23 protein-coding genes are annotated in these 24212 nt (G+C 65.2%); 7 read left to right on the forward strand and 16 right to left on the reverse strand.

Features of this window, described 5'->3' with window-relative positions; all coding sequences use genetic code 11:
• Positions 1–97: 97 nt before the first annotated feature.
• From ACUXVA_RS27915 to mobB, 9 genes are all read right to left on the reverse strand, one after another.
• On the reverse strand, positions 98–310 hold the full coding sequence (locus ACUXVA_RS27915) for a hypothetical protein (protein ID WP_445489383.1): 213 nt from the start codon (positions 308–310) through the stop codon (positions 98–100).
• Complete coding sequence (locus ACUXVA_RS27920; RefSeq protein ID WP_445489385.1) at positions 307–603, reverse strand: hypothetical protein; 297 nt, start codon at positions 601–603, stop codon at positions 307–309. Before ACUXVA_RS27920 ends, ACUXVA_RS27915 begins: the two co-directional genes overlap by 4 nt.
• A 116-nt stretch (positions 604–719) precedes the next feature.
• Positions 720–3605 (reverse strand): formate dehydrogenase subunit alpha, encoded by a 2886-nt coding sequence (gene fdhF / locus ACUXVA_RS27925; RefSeq protein ID WP_445489387.1) that lies wholly within the window; start codon positions 3603–3605, stop codon positions 720–722.
• Between the two features lie 28 nt (positions 3606–3633).
• Positions 3634–5343 carry an NADH-ubiquinone oxidoreductase-F iron-sulfur binding region domain-containing protein gene (locus ACUXVA_RS27930; RefSeq protein WP_445489389.1) on the reverse strand — a complete coding sequence of 570 codons (1710 nt, stop codon included), beginning with the start codon at positions 5341–5343 and terminating at the stop codon, positions 3634–3636.
• Positions 5344–5488: 145 nt separating this feature from the next.
• Positions 5489–5746 (reverse strand): hypothetical protein, encoded by a 258-nt coding sequence (locus ACUXVA_RS27935; protein ID WP_445489391.1) that lies wholly within the window; start codon positions 5744–5746, stop codon positions 5489–5491.
• A gap of 91 nt (positions 5747–5837) precedes the next feature.
• Positions 5838–7490, reverse strand: coding sequence for an OFA family MFS transporter (locus ACUXVA_RS27940; RefSeq protein WP_445489393.1), 1653 nt, complete (start codon positions 7488–7490; stop codon positions 5838–5840).
• Positions 7491–7696: 206 nt separating this feature from the next.
• On the reverse strand, positions 7697–7939 hold the full coding sequence (locus ACUXVA_RS27945) for a sulfurtransferase TusA family protein (protein WP_265082690.1): 243 nt from the start codon (positions 7937–7939) through the stop codon (positions 7697–7699).
• 14 nt (positions 7940–7953) lie between these two features.
• The gene (locus ACUXVA_RS27950) at positions 7954–9207 is read right to left on the reverse strand and encodes a molybdopterin molybdotransferase MoeA (RefSeq protein ID WP_445489395.1); all 1254 of its coding nucleotides are present in this window, start codon (positions 9205–9207) and stop codon (positions 7954–7956) included.
• A gap of 3 nt (positions 9208–9210) precedes the next feature.
• A complete protein-coding gene (gene mobB / locus ACUXVA_RS27955) occupies positions 9211–9729 on the reverse strand; it encodes a molybdopterin-guanine dinucleotide biosynthesis protein B (protein ID WP_445489397.1) in 519 nt (172 codons plus the stop codon).
• Between the two features lie 72 nt (positions 9730–9801).
• On the opposite strand from mobB, the gene ACUXVA_RS27960 reads away from it, so the two are divergent.
• Positions 9802–10704 carry a formate dehydrogenase accessory sulfurtransferase FdhD gene (locus ACUXVA_RS27960; protein WP_445489399.1) on the forward strand — a complete coding sequence of 301 codons (903 nt, stop codon included), beginning with the start codon at positions 9802–9804 and terminating at the stop codon, positions 10702–10704.
• Position 10705: 1 nt separating this feature from the next.
• A complete protein-coding gene (gene mobA, locus ACUXVA_RS27965; protein ID WP_445489401.1) occupies positions 10706–11323 on the forward strand; it encodes a molybdenum cofactor guanylyltransferase MobA in 618 nt (205 codons plus the stop codon).
• A 100-nt stretch (positions 11324–11423) separates the two neighbouring features.
• On the opposite strand, the gene ACUXVA_RS27970 is transcribed toward mobA, so the two are convergent.
• Positions 11424–11753 carry a hypothetical protein gene (locus ACUXVA_RS27970; protein ID WP_445489403.1) on the reverse strand — a complete coding sequence of 110 codons (330 nt, stop codon included), beginning with the start codon at positions 11751–11753 and terminating at the stop codon, positions 11424–11426.
• Positions 11754–12436: 683 nt separating this feature from the next.
• Here ACUXVA_RS27970 and ACUXVA_RS27975 point away from each other — a divergent pair.
• A complete protein-coding gene (locus ACUXVA_RS27975; RefSeq protein ID WP_445489405.1) occupies positions 12437–12802 on the forward strand; it encodes a hypothetical protein in 366 nt (121 codons plus the stop codon).
• Between the two features lie 220 nt (positions 12803–13022).
• Here ACUXVA_RS27975 and ACUXVA_RS27980 read toward each other — a convergent pair whose 3' ends face one another.
• Together ACUXVA_RS27980 and ACUXVA_RS27985 are read right to left on the reverse strand one after the other, a co-directional pair.
• Complete coding sequence (locus tag ACUXVA_RS27980) at positions 13023–16166, reverse strand: autotransporter outer membrane beta-barrel domain-containing protein (RefSeq protein WP_445489407.1); 3144 nt, start codon at positions 16164–16166, stop codon at positions 13023–13025.
• Positions 16167–16388: 222 nt separating this feature from the next.
• Positions 16389–16574, reverse strand: coding sequence for a hypothetical protein (locus ACUXVA_RS27985; protein ID WP_445489409.1), 186 nt, complete (start codon positions 16572–16574; stop codon positions 16389–16391).
• A gap of 53 nt (positions 16575–16627) precedes the next feature.
• Here ACUXVA_RS27985 and ACUXVA_RS27990 point away from each other — a divergent pair, with 53 nt between their 5' ends.
• From ACUXVA_RS27990 to ACUXVA_RS28000, 3 genes are all read left to right on the forward strand, one after another.
• Positions 16628–17179 (forward strand): hypothetical protein, encoded by a 552-nt coding sequence (locus tag ACUXVA_RS27990; RefSeq protein WP_445489411.1) that lies wholly within the window; start codon positions 16628–16630, stop codon positions 17177–17179.
• Between the two features lie 352 nt (positions 17180–17531).
• Complete coding sequence (locus ACUXVA_RS27995; protein ID WP_445489413.1) at positions 17532–18212, forward strand: tetratricopeptide repeat protein; 681 nt, start codon at positions 17532–17534, stop codon at positions 18210–18212.
• Positions 18213–18214: 2 nt separating this feature from the next.
• The gene (locus ACUXVA_RS28000) at positions 18215–18799 is read left to right on the forward strand and encodes a tetratricopeptide repeat protein (RefSeq protein ID WP_445493362.1); all 585 of its coding nucleotides are present in this window, start codon (positions 18215–18217) and stop codon (positions 18797–18799) included.
• 95 nt (positions 18800–18894) lie between these two features.
• On the opposite strand, the gene ACUXVA_RS28005 is transcribed toward ACUXVA_RS28000, so the two are convergent.
• The 4 genes from ACUXVA_RS28005 to ACUXVA_RS28020 all read right to left on the reverse strand — a co-directional run bounded on the left by ACUXVA_RS28005 (position 18895) and on the right by ACUXVA_RS28020 (position 22667).
• On the reverse strand, positions 18895–19854 hold the full coding sequence (locus tag ACUXVA_RS28005; protein WP_445489415.1) for a helix-turn-helix transcriptional regulator: 960 nt from the start codon (positions 19852–19854) through the stop codon (positions 18895–18897).
• A gap of 541 nt (positions 19855–20395) precedes the next feature.
• Positions 20396–21232, reverse strand: a complete 837-nt coding sequence (locus ACUXVA_RS28010; protein ID WP_445489417.1) for a substrate-binding domain-containing protein — start codon at positions 21230–21232, stop codon at positions 20396–20398.
• 17 nt (positions 21233–21249) lie between these two features.
• Positions 21250–21972: an energy-coupling factor ABC transporter ATP-binding protein gene (locus ACUXVA_RS28015; protein ID WP_445489419.1), complete on the reverse strand. Its 723-nt coding sequence runs from the start codon at positions 21970–21972 to the stop codon at positions 21250–21252.
• 2 nt (positions 21973–21974) lie between these two features.
• Positions 21975–22667, reverse strand: coding sequence for an ABC transporter permease (locus ACUXVA_RS28020; RefSeq protein ID WP_445489421.1), 693 nt, complete (start codon positions 22665–22667; stop codon positions 21975–21977).
• Between the two features lie 147 nt (positions 22668–22814).
• Here ACUXVA_RS28020 and ACUXVA_RS28025 point away from each other — a divergent pair, with 147 nt between their 5' ends.
• Positions 22815–24026, forward strand: coding sequence for an ABC transporter substrate-binding protein (locus tag ACUXVA_RS28025; RefSeq protein WP_445489423.1), 1212 nt, complete (start codon positions 22815–22817; stop codon positions 24024–24026).
• The last annotated feature ends 186 nt before the right edge of the window (positions 24027–24212 follow it).

The raw sequence follows: 24212 nt of genomic DNA on the forward strand, positions 1-24212 counted from the left end.
TCCATCATTGTGACGCGCACGTACAGCAAAAATCCAGCCCGGGTAACGGCTGGATTTCCTGGCTTGGCTCGCATTGACAGCAGGAACGAAGCTCGCGTCACGCATCCCATTGGTCGCGCGTTGCACCGGGCCATTGCAGCCCGTGCTTCTCGCGCCATTTCGGACCGGGGCCGCGCATGTAGTGCGCGCCGGGATGATAGGCGGCGGGGCCGGTGACGAGCTTGCGCAGCAGCCACGCGAGCAGCCCCGGCAGCGCCTTGCCGTAGGCGCCGATGCGCGCGAACAGCGCGTCGGAGCGATGCGCGCTCATCGTTCGCCCCGATCGGTCGAGGCCTTTGGCGGCGCATCGTAGCGTACGCCGCGCAGGCTGAGTTCGCGCTGCACGCGGCGCATCTTGTCAGCCACCAGCGCGACGCGGATGGCGGCAAAGAACCTCTTGATGTGATTGCGCGTCAGCCGCGCCAGCACCAGCAGCCGCTTCAGGTGCATCGCGCCGGAATGGTGAACGATGGGCCCCTGGTTCCGGCTGATCAGCCAGGATCGATAGGCATCGTCGGTGGTGAGGTCGCGGATGTGGTTTGCATGGTGGGAAACGGTCGTCATCGCAGGTCTCCTGATCGGCAACGGCTATTCGCCGTTGGCCGGAAGATGCTGATGAGCCCGTATGAAATCGAGAGCAGACTGCCGCGGCGTGTTATAGCCGCGGCATAAAGACCGCCCTATTCCGCGGCGTTGCGGATCTCGGCGCGTTCGGCGCGCACGGCGCAGAACTTGAACTCCGGAATCTTGCCGAACGGATCGAGCGCCGGATTGGTCAGCAGATTGGCCGCCGCCTCCGCATAGCAGAACGGCATGAACACCATGTTCTCCGGCACGTCGCGGTCGGTGCGGACCTTGATCTCGACCGCGCCGCGGCGCGTTTCCAGCCGCACGAAGTCGCCGGGCCGCACGCCCATCCGCCGCATGTCCTTCGGCGACATGAAGGCCACCGCCTCCGGCTCGATCTGGTCGAGCACCATGGAGCGCCGCGTCATCGAGCCGGTGTGCCAATGTTCGAGCACGCGGCCGGTGGACAGCACCATCGGATACTCGTCGTCGGGCAGTTCGTCCGGCGGCAGCACATGGGCCGGCACGATCTTGCCGCGGCCGCTGACGGTCGGGAAGCCGGTGGTGAAGATGATCTCGTTGCCGGGCTTGTCGGAAGCGTCGACCGGATAGGTCACCGCGCCCTCGCGCTCCAGCCGCTCCCAGGTGATGTTCTTCAGCGACGGCATCACCTGCGTCATCTCCGCGAACACGTCGGCGGGACCGTTGTAGTTCCAGTCCAGCCCCATGCGCTTGCCGATCTCCTGGATGATCCACAGATCCTGCCGCGCATCGCCCGGCGGCTTGATCACCTCGCGGGCGATCTGCACGCGGCGGTCGGTGTTGGTGAAGCTGCCGACCTTTTCGGCGAAGGCGGAGGCCGGCAGCACCACGTCGGCGTGGAACGCGGTCTCGGTCAGGAACAGATCCTGCACCACAAGATGATCGAGCTTGGCCAGCGCGTCGCGCGCGTGCTGAACGTCGGGATCGGACATCGCCGGATTTTCGCCCTCGATGAACATGCCGTTGATCTCGCCGCGATGGATGGCGTGGATGATTTCCACCACGGTGAGGCCGCGCTCGGGATCGAGATCGTAGTGCCAGAGTTTCTCGAAGGGTTCGCGCAGGTCGGTGCGACCGACCGGCTGATAGTCCGGCAGGAACATCGGGATCAGGCCGGCGTCGGAGGCGCCCTGCACGTTGTTCTGGCCGCGCAGCGGATGCAATCCGGTGCCGGGCCGGCCGATCTGGCCGGTGGTCAGCGCCAGCGCGATCAGGCAGCGCGCATTGTCGGTGCCGTGGACGTGCTGGCTGATGCCCATGCCCCAGAAGATGATCGACGATTTGGAGCGCGCATAGGTCCGCGCCACTTCGCGCAGGGTCTCGGCATCGATGCCGCAGATCGGCGCCATCTTCTCCGGCGTGAACTCGCCGATGCGGGCCTTGAGATCGTCGAAGCCCTCGGTATAGCCGGCGATATATTGCGCGTCGGTCAGGCCCTCGGTGATGATGACGTTGAGCATGGCGTTGAGCATGGCCACGTCGGCGCCGGGCTTGAACTGCAGGTGCTTCCAGGCATGGCGCGACAGCGTCTGCCGGCGCGGATCCATCACGATCAGTTTGGCGCCGCGCTTGGCGGCGTTCTTGATGTAGGTCGCGGCGACCGGATGGTTGACCGTGGGATTGGCGCCGATGACGATGATGACCTCGGCATCCATGGCGGCCGCGAACGGCGCCGACACCGCGCCGGAGTTGAGGCCTTCCATCAAAGCGGCCACCGACGAGGCATGGCACAGCCGCGTGCAGTGATCGACATTGTTGGAGCCGAAACCGGTGCGCACCAGCTTCTGGAACAGATAGGCTTCCTCGTTGGAGCCCTTGGCCGAGCCGAAGCCAGCCAGCGCCTTGACGCCCTTTTCATCGCGGATCTTGACCAGACCCTTGGCGGCGATATCGAGCGCCTCTTCCCAGGAAGCTTCGCGGAAATGGGTGAAAGGATTGGCGGGATCGACCTGGTCGTTGCCGTCCTTCTTCGCATTGGCCAGCCGCACCAGCGGCTTGGTCAGGCGATGCGGATGGTGGATATAGTCGAAGCCGAAGCGGCCCTTGACGCATAGCCGGTTGTGATTGGCCGGACCGTCGCGGCCCTCGGCATAAATGATCTTCTCGTCCTTGACCTGATAGGTCACCTGGCAGCCGACGCCGCAGAACGGGCACAACGAATCCACCTTCTTGTCGGCGTAGACGGTGCGGGTCTGGTTGTCGTCGAGCAGCGCCGCCGGCATCAGCGCGCCGGTCGGGCATGCCTGCACACATTCACCGCAGGCCACGCAGGTCGACTCGCCCATCGGGTCGTCGAAGTCGAACACGATTTTGGAATCGGCATTGCGATAGGCCATGCCGATGACGTCGTTGACCTGGACCTCGCGGCAGGCGCGCACGCACAAGCCGCACTGGATGCAGGAATCCAGATTGACGCGCATGGCGGGATGGCTGGCGTCGCCGTTCCAGCGTACCTCGCTGGGAAAGCGGCTTTCCGTGACCGCGATCTTCTCGGCCCAGTTCCAGAACTTCGAATCCGGATCGTGCGAGGTCGCGCGCGCCGGCTGGTCGGCGACCAGGAGCTCCATCACCATCTTCTGCGCGGCGACGGCGCGGGCGCTTTCGGTCTTCACCTTCATGCCGACCGACGGCGTGCGCTTGCACGACGCGGCCAGCACGCGCTCGCCTTCGACCTCGACCATGCAGGCACGGCAATTGCCGTCGGGCCGATAGTCGGGCTGCGGAGAATAGCACAGATGCGGGATCTCGCGGCCCTGCCGCTTGGCGACCTGCCAGATGGTCTCGCCGACCGCGGCTTCGACCTGCTTGCCGTCGAGTTCGAAAGTGATGGTCTGCGCCTTGGCGCGGTGCAGATCGGTGTGGGACACGTTCGGCTTTCCATCCGGCACGTTTTGACCGCCGGCGGCGCCCTTGGCGTCGTGGCCATAACCCTGTGGCGTCGGGCTTTCGGTGCTCATGTCAGAACCTCGCGGGATACCTTGCAGGTCATTCGGCGGCTTCCTTCGGCATGAATTCGTCCGGGAAGTATTTGATCACGGTGGAGAGCGGATTCGAGGCGGCCTGACCGAGGCCGCAGATCGAGGCATCGCGCATCGCCTGGCTCAATTCGTCGAGCAGGCCGCGGTTCCAGACCGGCTGCTGCATCAGCAGCGCCGCCTTCTGGGTTCCGACCCGGCACGGCGTGCACTGACCGCAGCTTTCTTCCTCGAAGAACTTCATCAGGTTGAGCGCCGCCGCCTTCACGTCGTCCTTGTCGGACAGGATGATCACCGCGGCGGAGCCGATGAAGCAGCCGTATTTTTCCAGCGTGCCGAAATCCAGCGGGATGTCATCCATCGCCGCCGGCAGGATGCCGCCGGACGCGCCGCCGGGAAGATAAGCGTGGAAGCTGTGGCCCTCGGCCATGCCGCCGCAATATTCGTCGATCAACTCGCGCACGGTGATGCCGGCCGGCGCCAGTTTCACGCCGGTGTTCTTGACGCGGCCCGACACCGAATAGCTGCGCAGGCCCTTGCGATCGTTGCGGCCGTGGCTGTTCCACCACGCCGCGCCCTTCTCGACGACATCGCGCACCCACCACAGGGTCTCGATATTGTTGATCAGGGTCGGCAGGCCGAACAGCCCGACCTGGAACGGATATGGCGGCTTGTGCCGCGGCAGGCCGCGCTTGCCCTCGATGCTTTCCAGCAGCGCGGATTCCTCGCCGCAGATATAGGCGCCGGCGCCGCGGCGCAGATGCAGCACGGGACCGCCCGCCGGCAGCTTGCCGATCTCGCGCGCGAGAATGGCGCGTGACGCCGGATATTCATCACGCAGATAGATGTAGATCTCGGCCGCCTCGACCACATGGGCGCCGATCAGCATGCCCTCGATGAAGCGATGCGGATCGGTCTCCAGATAATAACGGTCCTTGATGGTGCCGGGCTCGCCCTCGTCGCCATTGATCGCCATCAGCCGCGGACCGGGCTCGCCGAGCACCGCGCGCCACTTCCGACCGGTGGGAAAGCCGGCGCCGCCGAGGCCGCGCAGACTGGCGTCGTCCAGCGCCTTTAAGAGATCGTCGCGTGACAGTTCGCCGGAGCGGACGCGCTGCAACAGCCTGTAGCCGCCATCGGCCACATAGGCATCGTAATCGACGTAAGCGGGCATATCAGTGTGCGTGTGACCCTCGGCAACAGCGGCAAGCACCTTGGGCAGGTCGGCGTGATCGACGAAGTGGTGGCCGACCTCGACGGTCGGCGCGGTGTTGCAACGGCCGGTGCACGGCGCGCGCACCACGCGCACGCCCGGACCGGTGCTGTTCTGCAATTCCTGCATCAGCCGTTCGGCACCGAACAGCGAACAGGTCAGCGAGTCGCAGACGCGGATGGTCAGCGGCGCGATGTCCGGCTCGCCCTCTTTCACCACATCGAAATGCGCGTAGAAGGTCGCGGTCTCGAACACTTCGGCGAAGGCCAGCTTCATCTCGTCGGCAAGGGCTGCAAGATGCGCCGCTGAGATCTGGCGATAGGTGTCCTGGATCAGATGCAGATGCTCGATCAGAAGATCGCGCCGGCGCGGCCGGTCACCGAGCGGCTGCTCGATCTCATGCGCTGCCTGCGGATCGATCTGCCGGCCCTTCGGCGTCGACTTGGCGCGACGCCGACCTTCGCCGGGATGTTCGAACGGACGGACGGTGATCGCGTCGTGGCTCATCAAGATTCATCCCGCGTTAGTTTGGAGCAACTCTAAACTGTGGCATGCCAGATGCCAATAGCGAATGGGCCTTTAAAACGTCCGGGGCATGCCGGTCCCCCGACATGCCCCCATCGGTCCAACGCGTTGCAGATGCGCGCTGATCTCAGCTCTTGCCCATGCATTCCTCAATGTAGAACCAGCGATCATCGCCAGCCAGTCCCCTGGACTTCACTTCCTTGCGGCAGCCCGCGAGCTTGCCCTTGTTGGCGCTCCACTTGGCGCGCATGTCCTTCAGGCTCTGGCGCGTGAGCTTCATCTTGGCCGGCTTTTCGGTGGCGGGCGCTGCCATCTGCGCGGATGCGGAGACCAGCGAGCCCGCGACGAAGAGTGCGGCGAGCGTGCAGGTGACGGTACGAAGCATATCAATTCCCCCGGGTGTCATTGGATCCATCGAATGAAAGATGACGGCGCGGGCGACAGAAACCATCTGCCGCCCGCGCCCGCTCGCAAGATCAGAAAATCCTGAGGGCGCTTTCCAGCGTCTTCCAGACGCCCCAGGCCAACGGAATTCCCACAAAGGCCCAGAAGGCCGCGGCACTGGCGTCGAGGCCGCCCTTGCCGATGCCGTAGGAACCGCCGCCGCTGTTGGCGGTGGCGCCCTTGGCCTGCAAGGCGGCCACCTCCTCCGGCTTCATGAACCAGTGGTCGGCCAGCGGCTTGACCAGCGCATTGCAGATCAGGCCCAGCACCAGCATGCCGGCGAGGATGTACATGGTGAAGTCATAGACCTGCGCGCGCGGAACTCCCGCGGAGATCTGGAACTCACGAATGTAGTTCACCACCACCGGGCCGATGATGCCCGCCGTTGCCCACGCCGTCAGCAGGCGTCCGTGGATGGCGCCGACGAACTGGGTGCCGAAGATGTCGGCGAGATAGGCCGGCACCGTGGCGAAACCGCCGCCATACATCGACAGGATGATGCCGAAGGCCAGCACGAACAGGACCTTGCTGCCCATCGCCGCGAAGGTCGGCGTCAGCGCGTAGAGCACGATGCCAAGGATGAAGAACGTGTAGTAGGTGTTCTTGCGTCCCATCTTGTCCGACAGCGAGGCCCAGAAGAACCGGCCACCGATGTTGAACAGCGACAATAGCCCGGCAAAGCCGGCGGCGATGCCCGCGATCGCCGTCTTCTGCGCCGGAGACAGCTGGCTGAAGGTGAGATCGGGCAGCCCGATCAGCTTGCCGGCAAAGATCTCCTGCAGCATCGGCGAGGCCATGCCGATGACGCCGATGCCCGCCGACACGTTGAGGCACAGCACCGCCCAGATCAGCCAGAACTGCTTGGTCTTGTGGGCATTGTCGAGATGCACGTGATGCTCGGTGATCATGGCATTGGATTTCTCCGGCGGCGTCCAGCCGTCCGGACGCCAGTTCGGCGGCGCGATGCGGTAGGAGAAGGCGCCGATCATCATGAACACGAAGTAGATGACGCCCATGGCGAGGAAGGTCTGCCAGACCCCGACGTCGGTCGGCGTCTTGAAATAGTTCATCAGGATGTTGGCCAGCGGCGATCCGATCATCGCTCCGCCGCCGAAGCCCATGATCGCCATGCCCGTCGCCATGCCGCGGCGATCCGGAAACCACTTCACCAGCGTCGAGACCGGCGAGATGTAACCGAGGCCGAGGCCGATACCGCCGATCACGCCGGAGCCGATCCACAGCAACCACAATTGATGGGTGTAGACGCCGATCGCGCCGAGCAGCAGGCCGCCGCACCAGCACAGCGCCGAAACGAAGCCCGCCTTGCGCGGACCGGCGCGTTCCAGCCAGCCGCCCCAGATGGCGGCGGAAACGCCGAGCAGCACGAAGAACAGCGTGTACATCCAGCCGAGGCTGGCGACCTTCCAGTTGCAGGTCGTGGTGAACAGTTCGGCGGCCAGCGACATGCCATCGCACGTCCCCTTCGCGGCCGGCGCGATAATGGCCTGCGACAGCGGCAGCCAGAACACGCTGAACCCATAGGCCATGCCGATGCACAGATGGATGCACAAAGCGGCCGGCGGGACCAGCCAGCGATTGAAGCCTGCCGTCGCAATGATGCGCTCGCGGTCGAGAATCCCCGCAGATCCGCCGGAGAATGTCCCGGCGTTGCCGTATGTCGTCATCAATTCCTCCCCTGCAGCCGCTCTTGGCGAGCGTGTCTGTCGTTGCGTTCTGATGTTTTCAGATAGGTTGTGCCATTCCCAGCAAACTTAAGGAGAATGAGAATTGATCCAAAGATCAATAAGCGATTTTCATGCTGCGATACTGAATCGCTATCAAGCGGGGATCTTGCGTGACCCGGATACCATCGCAATGAACGCTTCGGAACTTAAGCCGACAGGACGTCGCCCGCCTTTTCGATCAGGAACACGATTTTGCTTTCGCTGCGTTCGGTGATGTCGACGCGGTCGCCGGTCTGCTGGATCAGCGCGGGGATATCGATCACCGCCAGCGGATCGGTGCAGTGCACTTCGAGCCGGTCGCCGGGCGCCAGCGATTTCAGCGCCTTGCGCGTCTTCAGCGCCGGCAGCGGGCATTTCAGGCCGGAGAGGTCGAGGGTGGTGGTGGTCATGAGATCGGCATCCCTCAACAGAGACTGGCGTAAGCGAGGAAGCCGACCATGGCGCCGGGTCTTACCGAGGTGACATCCTCGCCGAGTTCCACCAGCCCGTCGGTCTCCACCAGCGACGACAGCAGGCCGGCTCCCTCGCGCGGGAACTTCACCGCTTCCAGCGCGCCGTCGTCGCCGCGGCGCAGATGGACGCGGACATATTCGCGCCGGCCGATCTTCTTTGTGTAGCTGAAGGCTGCGCGCAACGGCATCGGCGTGAGCTTCTGCTGCATTGCACCGGCGAGCGCGAACACCGTCGGCCGCACCACATGGGCGAAGGTGACAAAACTCGCGACCGGATTGCCGGGGAGGCCGATGAACGGCGTGCCCGATATGATCCCCATGGCCACCGGCCGGCCCGGCTTGATGGCCATCCGCCACAGCACCAGCGAGCCGACGCTTTCCACGGCCGCCTTGACGTGATCCTCCTCGCCGGTGGAGACGCCGCCGGAGGTGAGGATCAGATCGTGCGCGCCGGCAGCGTCCTGCAATGACGCAGCGAGCGCGGCGCGGTCGTCGCGGATGATGCCGAGATCGCTGACATCGCAGCCGAGCCGCCGCAGCAGCGCCTGCAGCATGAAGCGGTTGGAGTCGAATTGTTGCGCGGCACCGGGCGCATCGCCGGGCGACACCAGCTCGTTGCCGGTAGAAAACACCGCGACGCGGATCCGCCTGATCACATCGACCTGCGTCAGGCCAAACGCCGCGACCAGCGCGACGTCCTGCGGCCGCAGCCGCTGGCCGGCCCGCAGTGCGGCGGTGCCTTGCGCAATGTCCTCGCCCGCCGGCCGCACATTGGCGCCGGGCTTGAGGCCGGGCGGCAACACCACGCGGCCCTCCGCATCGAGCTGCACGTCCTCCTGCATGAACACCGTGTCGGCGCCATCGGGCATCGGCGCGCCCGTGAAGATGCGCATGGCCGCATCCGTCGCAAGCGACTGCGCCTCCGCGCCAGCCTGCACGCGCCCGGTGATCGCCATGGCCTGTTCGGCCGCGCCGGTGAGATCGCTGTGGCGCACCGCATAGCCGTCGACCGCGGAATTGGTGAACGGCGGCAGCGGCAACGGCGCCTTGAGATCGGCGGCAAGGATGCGGCCATCGGCCTGCATCAGGTCGACACGCTCCACGTCCCTGATCGCCGCGACCCGCGCAGCGATGATCGCCACCGCCTCGTCCACCGACATCAGCGGCCCGCCAAAGGCAAAGCAATCGTCCGACAACTGCGCCATCGCTCAGGCCTCCATCGCCAGCACGTCGTCGATGTCCATCGCCAGCGCCAGCATCATATTGGCGATCGCCTGGATATCGTCGAGATGCGCCACCGGCAGGTCGGTGATCACGTCGATGTCGCTGGCGACGCCGACAATGGCCGGATCGTTGGGGAACAGCAGCGCCTTGCCGTTGCCGGCGCGATGCACCTCGATCTTGCGATGCGGATCGGTCTTGAAGCCCTCGACCAGGACCAGATCCACCGGCGTCAGCTTCGTCAGCAGCTCCGGCAGCTTAGGCTCCGCCGCGCCGCGCAATTCGTGCATCAGCGCAAAACGCTGGCTCGACGACACCAGCACCTCGCTGGCGCCAGCCTCGCGATGCACCCAGGAATCCTTGCCGGGAACATCGACGTCGAAGGCGTGGTGGGCGTGCTTGATGGTCGACACCCGCAATCCCCCAGCAATGAAATGCGGAATCAGCCGCGCCAGCAGCGTGGTCTTGCCGGCGCCGCTCCAGCCTGCCAGTCCAATCACCTTCATTCCGCACTCCGCCCGGACAATTGCCGTTTCCGTGCTTATATCCGTCCGGACCGGAATGTCATATGAGCAGCCATGACCCAACCCAGCAGCAAAGCCAGCGAAGCAACCGCCCCTCTGATCGTCCCCAATCCGCACGACCCGCGGCTGACCGAGCGCGTGGCGGGCATCGACCAGACCGGCGCGGCCATCGAGACCAATGTTCCCGTCGAACGGCCGCTGACGCTGTACCTCAACGCCCAGGAGATCGTCACCATGATGACGATCGGCGACTATCCGGAATATCTGGCGCTCGGCTACCTGCTGAACCAGAACATGCTGAAATATGACGACGTGGTCACCGAGGTCGAATATGACGACGACCTCGAAGTGGTCGTGGTGCGTACCGAACACCACACCAATTTCGAGGCCAAGCTGAAGAAGCGCACGCAGACCTCCGGCTGCGCGCAGGGCACCGCGTTCGGCGACCTGCTGGAAGCCGTCGAGAGCGTGGCGCTGCCCAAGGCCGAGCTGCGGACCTCGTGGCTCTACGAGATGACCCACACCATCAACACCATGCCGTCGCTGTATATCGAGGCCGGCGCGATCCATGGCTGCGTGCTGTGCCAGCAGGGCAAGCCCGTCTGCTACACCGAGGATGTCGGCCGCCACAATGCGGTCGACAAGATCGCCGGCTGGATGTTCCGCCACCATGTCGATCCCGCCGACAAGATCCTCTACACCACCGGGCGGCTGACCTCCGAGATGATCATCAAGACGGTGCGCATGGGGATTCCGATTCTGGTGTCGCGCTCCGGCTTCACCGCATGGGGCGTCGATCTTGCGCGGCAGGTCGGACTGACATTGGTCGGCCGCGCGAAGGGCAAGCGCTTCATCGCTCTGTCCGGGCAGGAGCGCATCGTGTTCGACCAGAACCTCGATTTCGTCGCCGAAGAATCCATGCGCAGCAAACGCAAGGGCGGCGACAGGAATGACTGAGATGGTGAAAATTCCAGGGGTGCTGCTGGCCGGCGGACTGGCGCGACGCATGGGCGGCGGCGACAAGCCGATGCGCGAGATCGGCGGCAAGACCATCCTGGCGCGCGTCATCGCGCGGCTCGCGCCGCAATGCGATGGACTCATGCTCAACGCCAATGGCGATCCCGCGCGCTTTGCGGCGTTCGGCCTGCCTGTGATTCCCGACAGCGTTGCGGATTTTCCGGGACCACTGGCCGGCATTCTCGCGGCGCTCGACTGGACTGCGGAACATCGGCCCGACGTCACGCACATCCTCAGCGCCGCCGCCGACTGCCCGTTCCTGCCGCGCGATCTCGTCGCGCGTCTGCACGCGACGTTGACCGCAGAGAATGCGCAGCTCGCCGTCGCAGCCTCCGACGGACAAAGCCATCCGGTGATCGGGTTGTGGAGCGTCAGCCTGCGCGCCGAGCTGCGCCACGCGCTGGTGGTCGAAGACATCCGGAAGATCGACCGCTGGACCGCGCGATATCGCCTCGCCACGGTGACGTGGCCCGTCACGCCGCTCGATCCGTTCTTCAACGCCAACACCATGGACGACATCGCCGAGGCCGACCGGCTGGCGGCGCTGGAGGGCGGATAGCCACGCGGGCTCGTGCCCCGGATGCAGCGCAGCCCGCCGCTGTTGCTGCGCATCGGCTGAGAACGCTGCATCGCGTCCGGGACACCAGACCGCGTCGTCATCACGCCTTCGCATCCTCGCCCAGAACCTCCGCGCGCCGCCGCGGCTGGATCTCGGTATAGAAGTGCTCGGTGATCCGCCGCGCGCGGTCCGCCGATACCCCGAACAACAGCAGGGGCGCGCAGATCGGCGCCTGCCACAGGCAACGCCGGGCGCGGCGACATTTCCGACTCGGGCAGCACGTCGTGCCGCGCCTGGTCTCAGACAGCATGCGTTCGGTGCTGTATCCCGCCTCCTGCCAGTCCGCTTCCCTCTGTTTTTCGAGCTCCGTTTCCCGCCGATCCCGCGCCCGGTCACGCAGGTGCTCGACGTCCCATTGCAGTGTCGTCATGCTCCGATCTCCTCTCTTGTGCTGAGTGAAGCGCGGCTCCGCGCGCGACCGGGCAAGCCTGTGCTGTGCCCGCAAAATGCTTTGCGTGAAGGTCTTGCCAGGGAGCCTCCCGACATGAGGGAGGCGGAGCGCCGAAAGGCGCGACTTGTGTAGTGGCCGCAGCGTGATCCCGACGCATCGGGAGCAGAGGCCGCGGAAACGCCTTTCGACGCTCCACCGTGGCGATTTATGTCCCCGGGGCCGTGCTTCCGGGACAGCTTCCAGCGGGATTTCCCCGCCTTTCCCTGTCCGCGTCCAGCCGGCAAAGAGCGGCAGACCCCCGTAGCGGGCCGGACGGCGACCCGAGGCCTCCCGAGTGCGCAAGGAGACGTCCTCCCCACGCCCGCAGGCGCCACCCCCGCCCCACATTTCCAAGCGTCCCAGGAAACGCCCCTCAGTGGGATGAGGTGAATGCGATATAGCCGATTATAGGATTATAGTCAACACAAGATTGCGGGTAGGCAGCAGAAATACGACCCTCACGAGATGAATACAAAGGTGTGCCGGCGGGTGCGGAGATAGCTGCGCGCTAACCTGAGCCACTCCAATTGGAGTGGCGAGGAATCCGGAAATGTTGGCCTATATCCGCCAATGGAAATTGGGGCGTCACTATTTCTCTTCCCACAGTTTCAGCACGAGCGCGGGTGGGCCGCATCAACTTTCGACCGCCAGGAGATGTTTCGCCTCAAGCTGTATTCCTGTTGAAGGCCATGAAGGAAGACAATGTCATGGAGGTTCTGACGTACTTGCGGAACACCCCTGATTGGATCGATCTTTACAAAGCGTTCGAGCTAATGAGAACCGATATTTCCCAACGTTTTGGGGAAGGCGGTGAGAAAAAAATAGGTTGGCCTAGCGATAGAAAGATCCGCACTTTCACTTCAGATGCGCAGTTTTTTCGCCATTCGAAAGCAAAATGGCCGAAGCGCGATCCAAATTCTTCGATGCCGCTTCCCGAGGCGAGGTCCTTTATTCAAGAGCTTTGCCGCAAATGGTTAGATGCCTTTTGACGTTCGAAGAGAATCCGAGGCTTCGCCGCGCGCACCACCTCCGTCATCCTGAGGCGCGCGCCGATTTCGGCGCGCCTCGAAGGATGCGGCTGCGAGCACCGTGCCCGCCGTCGCCCTTCGAGACGCCGCGCAAGTGCGCGGCTCCTCAGGGTGACGGCTTCTTTATTGCTCGACGCTGCACCTCTCAATGGAGGCCTCTCCGCCGCAGTCGCGACAGACCTCAGAACCTCACCGCAAAGTTGCCGCGCAGGGTGTGGTCGGTGACGCCCGCGCCGAACTGGCCGCCGTAGCTGAGGCCGAGCGCGGCGTTGGGCGTGAGGTTCACATCGAAGCCGAGATCGGCGACGGCGCCGTCCCGCGCGATCGGCACGCCGGCGACGCCGAAGGCCGAGCCGCCCGCGAAGGCCATGGTCGCCACCGGCGTGGTATCGCCGAAGCCATGGCGCCAGCCGAGCATGCCGCGCGTGGTGGCGGTGACGCCGTTGCCGACGACAATGTCGCTCGAGGCGCGCAGGCCGAGCGTGGTGAAGGTTACGCCGGTGGTGTCGCCCCGGCTGGTGAGCGCCGCGGCGCCGCCTCGCTCGGTGAAGCCGTCGGACGACAGGCTGACATAAGCGAGGTTGGCGAAAGGCTCGAAGGCGAGCGTCCCCAGCGGCGTCTGCCCGGCGCGGATGCGATAGCCGAGTTCGCCGAAGCCCTGGGTGGTGACGGCGCTATAGTCGGCGGCGAGCGTCCCGCCGAAGCCCGGAAACGCGACCGAGCGGCCGGTCGAGATGTCGTGCCGCGTGAAGGCGAGCCCGGAGCGGAAGGCGAGATCGCCCCACTGCGTGCCGCCATAGAGGCCGACATGATAGTTGTCGCTGGCGCCGGACGAGCTGCGATCGTTGACGCGAAAATTCGAGCGGCTGTAGCCACCGACCATGCCGACCCGCCAGCCATCGATGAGGGGCGCGTCGGCGCCGGCCAGGAAACCGCCGATGTCGCGCTTGAGCGTGGCGGCGTTGCCGTCGCCATTCCATTGGCCCCAGGAGCCGAAGCCGCGGCCCCACACCGCGATACCCGGGGCACTGGCAGCCGCGAGCACCGGCCTGCCGTTGACATACGTGGTGACCGGCGCGCCGCCGGCGCCGACGCTGTCAAAGGCGGCGCGCAGCCGATCGACAGCGGCTTCGCGGACGAACCGGCTGTCCTCGATCACCACACCCTTGGCCGACGCATGCACTTCGCCGGAGAGCTGGTCGAACGCATTGCGGGCCTGCGCCACGTTGAGCTGCACCAGCGCACCGGCCAGTGGACCGCCGAGCGGCAAGCCATCGGCGCCGCCGCCAGTGGCGATCTGGTTGCGGGTCGATCCCGCCGAGGCAAACGTCACGGCGCTGCGGTTTTGGGTGAGATAGACGCTGGTGGCATCGTAGCTGAGGCCATAGGCCAGGAACGGCGTCGCGCCGGCGCCGCTGGCACCGGCGAAGGCGCCGGTGACGCCGCCGGCCGCAGACAGGATGGTGTACTTGGTGCCGATCGGCGCGGCGCCGGAGGCGACGACCGTGCCGCCGTTCAGCGTCGCGGTGCCCGTTGCAGCAATCCTGTCGGACTGCCCCGCCGCATTGGTCTCGACCTGATAGATCGATCCCGCCGCGAAGCTGACATTGCCGTTGACGTTCAGCGTGCCGATCGAATTGCCGGGGCCGACGGTGCCGCCGCCGGTGGCGACGATGCCGCCGACGGTGCCGGTACCGCCGAGGATGCCGCCCGACACCGTCACGATCGAACCTGCCAGTGAGCCGTTCACGGCGAGCCGGCCACCAGTCACATTGGTCGCGCCGGTGAAGACGCTGGAATCTGCCGTCAGGATTGTCGTGCCGGCGATCTGGTTGATGGTGCCACGCCCGCTAAGCCCGTTGATCGCGGCATCGAACGCGTAGTTGCTGCCGGTATGGTTGAAATTGATCGCGCCGGTGCCATTGCCGAAGACGATACTCTGAACACCGACATCGAGCGTGCCCGGCGCGACGGCGGCCGCGCCGATGCCGGCGCCGATATTGAGGGTGCCCACCGAGCCGGCCTGGGACCCGAGGATCAGATTGCCGCTCGTCGATACGACAGCGCCATTGGCAATCGTCAGCGTGCCGTCGCCGGCTCCACCGACGATGAGCCCATTGTTCTGAACGATCAGGCGCGAGCCCGGACCCGTGATCGTTGCCGTGCCGACCGAGCCGGCGTTCTGCCCGATATAGTTCACGAATGATGTGGCGGTGACCGTGGCGCCATTCGACACCGTCAGCGTGCCGGCGCCGTCATTGCCGACGGTCATGTTGGCGACCGTCAGGGTCGATCCGGCACCATCGACGGTGACGGTGCCGATGCCGCCGGCTTGATCTCCGAGCGTCAGCGGCGAGGGGTTGCTGGAGACGGCCGCACCGTTCAGGATGTTCAGCGTGCCGGTGCCGAGGCGTCCGACCGTAATGCCCGCGGCGCTCCATATCGAGCCGGTGCCGGTGACCGTCACAGTGCCAACGCCGTCGGTCTGGTAGCCTAGGACAGCGTCGGTGGCGACCGACACCTTTCCGCCATTCGCAATCGTCAGCGTACCGGTGCCGTCCTGACCGACCCAGAAGCCGCTTGTGCCTGTGTGGGCCCAGCTTGACCCGGCGCCGGTGATTGTCGCATTGCCGACAGAGCCCGCGCTTTTGCCGATGATGCTGCCAAATTGAGTGGTCAACATCGTGCCGCCGTTCGATACCGTCAACGTGCCGTTGCCGGCGTCACCGACAACAAGACTGGCGCCGGACAAGGTCGAACCTGTCCCATCGACCGTCACCACACCCGAAGAACCAAGAGAGTTTCCCAAGGTGACCGAATACCCGGCTGCGCTCATGACTGCGCCGCCATTGAGAACCGAAAGCGTGCCCGTCCCATCAAAACCGACTGCCACGCCTTGCGCGTTCCATATCGACCCGGCGCCGGTGACCGTCGCCGTGCCGGTAGAGCCGGCCTGACGGCCCACCAGTCCCTGGCCGCTGTTGAGGATGCCGCTGTTCGCGATCGTCAGCATGCCGACGTTGTTAAGACCGACGTTTACGCTATTGCTGGAGGCCGTCGCGCCGCTGATGAGCGTCGCGTTTGACGTGGTCGTGTCGATATAGGTGTCGTCGCCGGCCGTCGGGGGCGCACCGAGATTCCAGTTTGCGCCGGCGAACCAGTCCGGCGATGCGGTGCCTGTCCAGAAATCGTTGGCGGCCGCCGCCGGAGTCGTCAGGGCAACGCCGGCGAGCGCGGCGCAACCGATCGCCAGCGCCAGATGGCTGGCATTGGCGCGGTATCGACGCAGAACGCGCTCGGTGTTGGGGACCAGACGTGACGACATTCAACGATTCCTTGCGATGCGGTAACTTCGAACCTGTGTCGCATCGCCGGGTTGAACTGTCTTGGGCTGGAGTGCAGCGGAATTGTCCTGCAGAGAAGCGCTCTGCTTTGCCGGGCAATGTGTCTGCACGGCAACATTGCGTCGGAAACGACGGTGCCTATCGCGCACTGCTTGGCGTGCAGCCGAAGCGTCGGCAAAAAACAGCGGTTGACGTAGGCGACGTCATTGAAGCCGCAGATCATGGCGATCTCGCTGACCCGAATCCACCCGCTCGGCAAAGCGCACACCGGTCTCCTGCAGGAGATCGCGGACATAGCGGACCGACAGCCTGCGCTCGCGCACCACGCCCGGCTTCCTGACGACGGCCGGACTGTGCGTCCACATCGATCCTGCGGCATCGTCCAACATCGCTGAACCTATCTCGCCGCGGTCCCGACCCAGTGGCATCGGGAGATTGGACCATGATTTCTGCACGCCGTTTCATGAGCAGCCGTTTCAGAGCAATGATGATCGCGCTCGCATTGTACGCTGCCGGCAGCACAGCGCAGGCTGCAGCGAACTCCGTCAGCTTCGATGGTAACTCGCTGCAGCAACTGCGCCACGGCGCGACCGGCACCGACCGCTTCGCTGAATATGGCCGCCGCGCCGACAAACTGTCGGAGACGCTGACGGTGCGCTTGCTTGCAGACCGGGCGCCCTTCAAGGCGCAGGTCGCGACTTTGGTGGCGTCGATCAGGAAGGCCAATCCGAAGGTCAAGCTCAAGGTGCTGCAGCGGAACAACAGCGACGACGTGATGATCTCCTATCTCGGCGATCTCGGCGGCACGCGCGTCAGCCTGGTGCTGTGGCGGCTGGCGGCCTTGGGCGACCGGTCCGTCGCGGCGATCTATCAGATGGATTTCGACATCTACGACGAGGACGCCAAGGACCGCATCACGGCGCATGCCGCCGAGCGCGCCCTCGTCACCTTCGCGCCGGCCGACATCGCCCGGCTCGTTGCCGAAGAGAACTAGGACATCAATCTATCCGCAATCGGATACCAAGCGCGCAAGGAGATCGCATGAACCGCACGACATGGGCATTTTGCAGTGCGCTGTTCGCCGCGACAGCGCTGGTGAGCTTCCCGGCCGCCGCTGACGAATGCGATCGTCCACAAAGCGCCGAGGCTGCGATCGTCGCCTGCACCCAGAGCATCGCCTCGGGGAAGTGGACCGGACGCAATCAGGCGATCAACTACACCAATCGCGGGAACCGGTATCGCGACGCCGGCGATCTCGACCGTGCCATCGCCGACTACAATGAGGCGACCCCGATCGCGCCTTTGCCGACTTCAACGACGCGATCCGGATCGATCCGAAACTCGCTTTGGCGTTTAGCAATCGGTGGGGTGCCTACAGCGACAAGGGCGACCTGGGTCGCGCCATCGCCGACTATAGCGAGGCATTGCGGATCGACCCCACCTTCGCCATGGCCTTGTACAATCGAGGTGTCGCCTATCGCGCCATCGGAGACATCGACCGCGCCATTGCCGACTACAGCGGGGCGATCCGCATCGATCCCAAATACGTCATGGCCCTCAACAATCGCGGTCTCGCCTACAACGACAAAGGCGATCATGATCGCGCCATCGCCGACTATACGAGGGCGATCCGGATCGATCCAAAATTCGCCGTAGCCCTTGGCAATCGAGGCGTCGCTTATCGCGCCAAGGGCGATCCCGACCGCGCCATCGCCGACTACAGCGAGGCGATCCGAATCGCCCCCAACTACCCGAATCCCCTGGTCGGTCGAGGCGTCGCCTATGGCTGCAAAAGCGAGCATGATCGCGCCATCGCCGACTTCAGTGCGGCGATCCGGATCGATCCGAATAACGCCCTGGCGTTCAGCGATCGCGCCGACGCCTACCGCGACAAGGGCGACCCGGACCACGCCATCGCCGACTTCAGCGCGGCGATCCGAATCAATCCCGGCTTGATCGAGGCCTACATCGCCCGCGTATCGCCTACAGCCGAAACGGCGACAACGACCGCGCGATCGCTGACTTGAGTGTGACGATCCGGTACGATGCCAGTAACGTCGGCGCCTTTGTTGTTCGCGGCATCGCCTACAGCCAGAAGGGCGACAATGACCGCGCCATCAGCGACTACAGCGCAGCGATCCGGCTCGATCCCAAGTCCTCGCTGGGCTACATCGGTCGCGGCCGTTCGCATCTGTTTGCCGGCTCGGCCGCCAAAGCGGAGGCCGATTTTGCCGAGGCCAGCAAGCGTGACCCGGACGATGCCTATAACGTGCTGTGGGCCGATATTGCCGCTCGGCGAGGCCGTCGCCCGAGCCGCCTGGTGCAAACCAGTTCCCCGATCGACATGGCCGTGTGGCCGGCACCGGTGATCAAGATGTTCATGGGCGAGATGACGCCCGATGCTCTGCTTGCTGCCGCAGACAATGCGGACTCCACCAGGAAAAAGACCCACGTCTGCGAGGCGATCTTCTTCAGCGGAGAGCTGGCTTTGACCAAGGGGTCGACAGATGAAGCAGCACGGCTGTTCCGGCTCGCAGCCAACGATTGCCCGCGCAACGCCGACGAATGGAGCGCCGCCAGTTCTGAGCTGAAGGCGCTAGGCGTCGTCCCCTGAGCATGCTGTCGGCAGTCACCCGGTCCATCTCACCAAGCGTAGCGCATCACGCCCTTTTCGGCATAAACGCCTGCCGTACACCCTAACGATGATGCCTATCGCGCACTGCTCGGCGTGCAGCCGAAGCGGCGGCGGAAACAGCGGTTGAAGTAGGCCACGTCATTGAAGCCGCAGATCATGGCGATCTCGCTGACCCGCATCCCGTCGCAACGCCGGTCCTGCAGCATCCTCCAGGTCTTCTGCAGGCGCAGTTCGAGCACCCGCTCGGCAAAGCTCACACCGGTCTCCTGCAGGAGATCGTGGACGTAGCGCACCGACAGCTTGAGCTCGCGCGCGACGCCCTGCGCGGAGATGCCAGGATGGGCGAAATTGTCGGCGATCCTTGCCAGCACCGCCTGCAGGCGCGCGGCGCGGAGGCCCCGCAGGCCGGCGAGTTCGGCCGTCTCGCCCTTGGCGCCGGTCGCCAATCCGATGAGATCGACGATGGTCGTGGCTGCATGCGTTTCGAGATCGGGCGTGGTGAGAACGGGACCGCTTTCCAGCAGCCGGCAGTAGCGCTTGAGCAGGTCGAGGGCTTCGTTGTCGGCACCGACCTTGAGCGCCAGCCTGGTATCGATCTGCGGGAAGGCCTGCGTCAGGACGTCGCGCGGGATCACCACGTTCATCCAGATATTGCTGTCGGCACCGTGCATCTTCAGCGACTCCGCCGCAGTGACCAGCGCCGCCTCGCCGCGGCCCACGGCGTATTCGCGGCCGACCTGTACGCCGGCGAGCGCGGTATCGGCCTTGTTGACCAGCAACAGATAGTTGTCATTGCCGTCGTCGGCGATATTGCGGGCCATCCGCGATGCGCGCTTGATCGTTCCGGCCATCTGGCCCAGCACCACGGGCCCCAGGGTGGTGGCCTCGATCACCGCTTCGAACGGCACCCTTTCGGAGATGCTGTATTCGACCGACCAGATTTCCGCGAGGTGGATCTCCTGCCAGAGGTCGAACCTGGCCTTCTCACTCAGATCGACAGACAAGTCCTTGGAGGAAAACGCCGTTTTTTGCACTACGCCTACCTTTTTTCGAAATCAGATATCAGACGCGAACGCCGATAGCATGCCCGACTGCGATCCGGCCAGCCGGAGTCCAGATGATCGTATCAGCGTGCTGGAGGAAATTCGCGGGCGATCGTCGCGCACCAAAGGCCCGCTCGACTATGTCGCGCGGAGACGGCAAGGCGTTCATCCACTACGACGACAATCGTTATTCCGGAGGGAGACGAACAATTCGTGCGCGCCGCTTCCGTCATGCTGAGGCGCGCGCCGACTTCGGCGCGCCTCGAAGCATGCGGCTGCAAGCGTGCCCGCCGTCGCCCTTCGAGACGCCGCGCCAACACGCGGCTCCTCCGCCAAAACGGTTAATCCCGTTTTGGCTGGGGTGACGGCTTCGGGAGTGCTCTACGCTGGCCGGACTCCAGCTCGCGTCTGCGGCGCCGCATCGAGCGAGGTGAGAGAGGCGAAGAGACGTTGGGGGAGTCATGCGTGAAGCGATGGCTCCTTTACCCTCTCCTTCAGGGGGAGGGTGAAGAAGGGCTGCGCCCGGCCCCACTCACGAGGCCTTCTTCTCCGCATTGGGGAAAAACAGTTGCTGACCGTCGATCTTGTAGTTGGCGATGATGGCCTGGCCTTCCGCCGAGGTCAAAAAATCGACGAAGGTCTGGCCGAGTTCTTTTTTCACCGACGGGATTTTTTCGGGGTTCACCAGAATGACGCCGTACTGGTTGAACAGTCGCTTGTCGCCTTCCACCGCGATGACCAGATCGCCGCGGTTCCTGAACGACAGCCAGGTGCCGCGATCGCTGAGCACATAGGCGTTCATGGCATTGGCGGTGTTGAGCGCGGCGCCCATGCCCTGGCCGATCTCGCGGTACCACGGGCCCCTCGCTGCGGCGAGGTCGATGTCCGCCTGCTTCCACAGCGCCAGCTCGGCGCTGTGGGTACCGGACTTGTCGCCGCGCGACACGAAGGGCACGGCCTTCTGCTGGATGGTCTTCAGCGCCGCGGCGATATCCTTGCTGCCCTTGATGCCGGCGGGATCGCTCGCCGGCCCGATCAGCACGAAGTCGTTGTACATCACGTCGAAGCGCTTCACGCCAAAGCCGTCGGCGACGAATTTTTCCTCCTGCGCCTTGGCATGGACGAACACCACATCGGCATCGCCGCGCCGCGCGGTGTCGAGCGCCTGCCCGGTGCCCTGCGCGATCACCTTGACGTCGATTCCGGTCTTCGCCTTGAACAGCGGCAGCAGATAGTTGAACAGGCCGGAATCCTGCGTCGAGGTGGTCGAGGCCACCACGATGGATTTGTCCTGCGCCGCGGCAGGGGCGAGCATCGACAGCGCGCCGAGGCCGAGCGCGGCAACGAGCGATAGCAAACGGTTCTTCATCGCAAGGCTCCTGTTGGTCAGATCACCAGGTCGCCGCGCAGAAACGCGGCAGCCTCCGGCCTCGCCGGGTGATTGAGGACATCGTCTGCAGCACCCTGTTCGCACAAGGCGCCGCGCAGCATAAACACCACGTCGCCGGCGAGCCGGCGCACCTGGCCGAGGTCATGGGAGGCCATCACGATCTTGATGCCGGATTGCGCCGCCGACAGGATGATCTCCTCGACGCTGCGGGTCGAGGCCGGATCGAGGCTGGCGGTGGGCTCGTCGAGCAGCAGCAGTTCCGGATCGCGCGCCAGCGCGCGGGCCAGCGCCAGCCGCTGCTGCTCGCCGCCGGACAGTTTGCGCGCCGGCCGCTGCGCCAGCTCGCTCAACCCGACCCGCGCCAGCAACGCCTCGGTCCGCGCCGCGCGCTGATGATAGGACACGCCGGCCTGCGCCAGCGCATAGCCGACATTGGCCGCGGCGGTGCGCCGCAGCATCACCGGGCGCTGCAGCAGCATGGCGCGGCGGTTCATCGGCGCGTTGTCGCGGCCGCCCCACGAAATGCGGCCCGCGCTCGGCGCCGCCAGCCCCATGCACAGCCGCAGCAGCGAGGTCTTGCCGGAGCCGTTGGGTCCGACGATCAAGGTCGGCGCGCCCGGATTGAGCGTCAGGCTGAGGCGGTCGACGATGGTGGTCGGCCCCGCCGTCAGCGAGACCTTATCGAGCACCACGGGCAGTTCGCTGAGCGGCGCGCGCATGATCACCCCGCCTGCCGTTCGGACCACAGCCGCGCGCCCCAGGCGGCGGCGTTGATCGCCAGCACCAGGACCACCAGCACCAGGCCGAGACCCATGGCCAGCGGCAGGTCGCCCTTGGAGGTTTCCAGCGCGATGGCCGTGGTCATGGTGCGGGTGAAGCCGTCGATATTGCCGCCGACGATCATCACCGCGCCGACCTCGGCGGCGGCGCGGCCGAAGCCGGCCAGCAGCGCCGTCAGCAGACTGTAGCGCGCGTCCCACAGCAGCGTCGCCATGCGGCCGACCGGACCGACATCCATGGCATTGAGCTCGTCGCGATACTCAACCCAGAGATCCTCCACGGTCTGCCGGGTCAGGGCGGCGATGATCGGCACGATCAGAATCGTCTGTGCGATCACCATGGCTGTCGGCGTGAACAGGATGCCCATGGTGCCGAGCGGACCGGAGCGCGACAGCAGCAGATAGACTGCAAGGCCCACCACCACCGGCGGCAGGCCCATCATGGCATTGAGCAGCACGACCAGCGCGGCGCGGCCGGGGAACCGGGTCAGCGCCAGCAGCGCGCCGAGCGGCATGGCGATCACAGCCGCGATCAGCGCCGCCGACAGGCTGACGGCCAGCGACAGCCGCACGATGGCGAACAGGGTCGCATCGCCGGTCACGATCAGTTGCCAGGCATTGAGGTCGCTGGGCATGAAGGCCTCCCGCCGCCTTGTTCGACAATCACTCCGGCGTTGTCAATTGCATCGGGCGCGGCTCTTGCCCTACCTCGGCACGCAACCATGAGATAGGCTTGCCGATGTCGCGGCCGCAGAGCCGCGCGGTTCAGGGAGAAGAAACGCATGTTTGCGAGGAACTTTTTTGCGGCGGCGATGGCCACCGCCGCGCTGCTGGGCGCGTCGGGGGCGGACGCCCAGGTTTCCCACGACGTGGTCAAGATCGGCGTGCTCAGCGACATGACCGGGCCGTCATCGACCCCGTCCGGCCAGGGCTCGGTCACCGCAGCGCAGATGGCCATCGACGATTTCGGCGGCAGCGTGCTCGGCAAGCCGATCAGGATCATCGTCGGCGACCACCAGATCAAGCCGGACATCGGCGCCGGCATCGCGCGGCGCTGGTACGACACCGAACAGGTCGACCTGATCGTCGACGTGCCGATTTCCGCCGTCGGCCTCGCGGTGCAGAACGTCGCCAACGACCGCAAGAAACTGCTGATCGTGCATTCGACCGGCACCGCGGATTTCCACGGCAAGTTCTGCTCGCCCTACACCATGCAATGGGTGTTCGACACCCACGCACTGGCGGTCGGCACCGCGCAGGAAGTGGTCAAGCGTGGCGGCGATTCCTGGTTCTTCATCACCGACGATTTCGCCTTCGGCCATTCGCTGGAGAAGGACGCCTCGGCGATGGTGACCAAGACCGGCGGCAAGGTGCTGGGTTCGGTGCGGCCGCCGTTCGGCACGCCGGACATGTCGTCCTTCGTGCTGCAGGCGCAGGCCTCCAAGGCCAAGATCATCGGCATCGCCGGCGGTCCGCCGAACAACGTCAACGAGATCAAGACCGCCGCCGAATTCGGCCTGTTCAAGGGCGGCCAGCAGATGGCCGCGCTGCTGGCGCTGATCACCGACGTGGATTCGCTCGGCCTGCCGGCGGCGCAGGGCCTGCTGCTGACCACGTCGTTCTACTGGGACATGGACGACAAGACACGCGAATGGTCAAAGCGCTTCTTCGCCAAGATGAAGCGGATGCCGAGCATGTGGCAGGCCGGGGTGTATTCCTCGGTCATGGTCTATCTCAACGCGGTGAAGGAGGCCGGCACCGACGAGCCGCTGAAGGTGGCGGCCAAGATGCGCGAGAAACCGATCGAGGACTTCTTCGCCCGCAACGGCACGCTGCGCGAGGACGGGCTGATGGTGCATGATTTGATGCTGGTGCAGGTCAAGTCGCCCGAGGCGTCGAAGTATCCGTGGGACTACTACAAGATCCTGGCGAAGATTTCCGGCGCCGACGCGTTCGGCCCGCCGGATCCGGCGTGTGTGCTGGGGAAGAAGTAGCGCTGTTAAGAGCGGGATGCGCCAGTCTCGTGTCCCGCACACGGTGCGGCATTCTTATGCCGCTCAGCAGATGCGGGAGCCAGCTTCCGCCATCAGGCAACTGGGACCCCGGTGTCTCACGTCACAAAGCGGGCCCCCGGATCTGCGTCGCACCACGCTGCCCAGCGATGCTTCGCATCGTCAGGC

It is taken from the genome of Rhodopseudomonas sp. RCAM05734 (genome assembly GCF_052658035.1).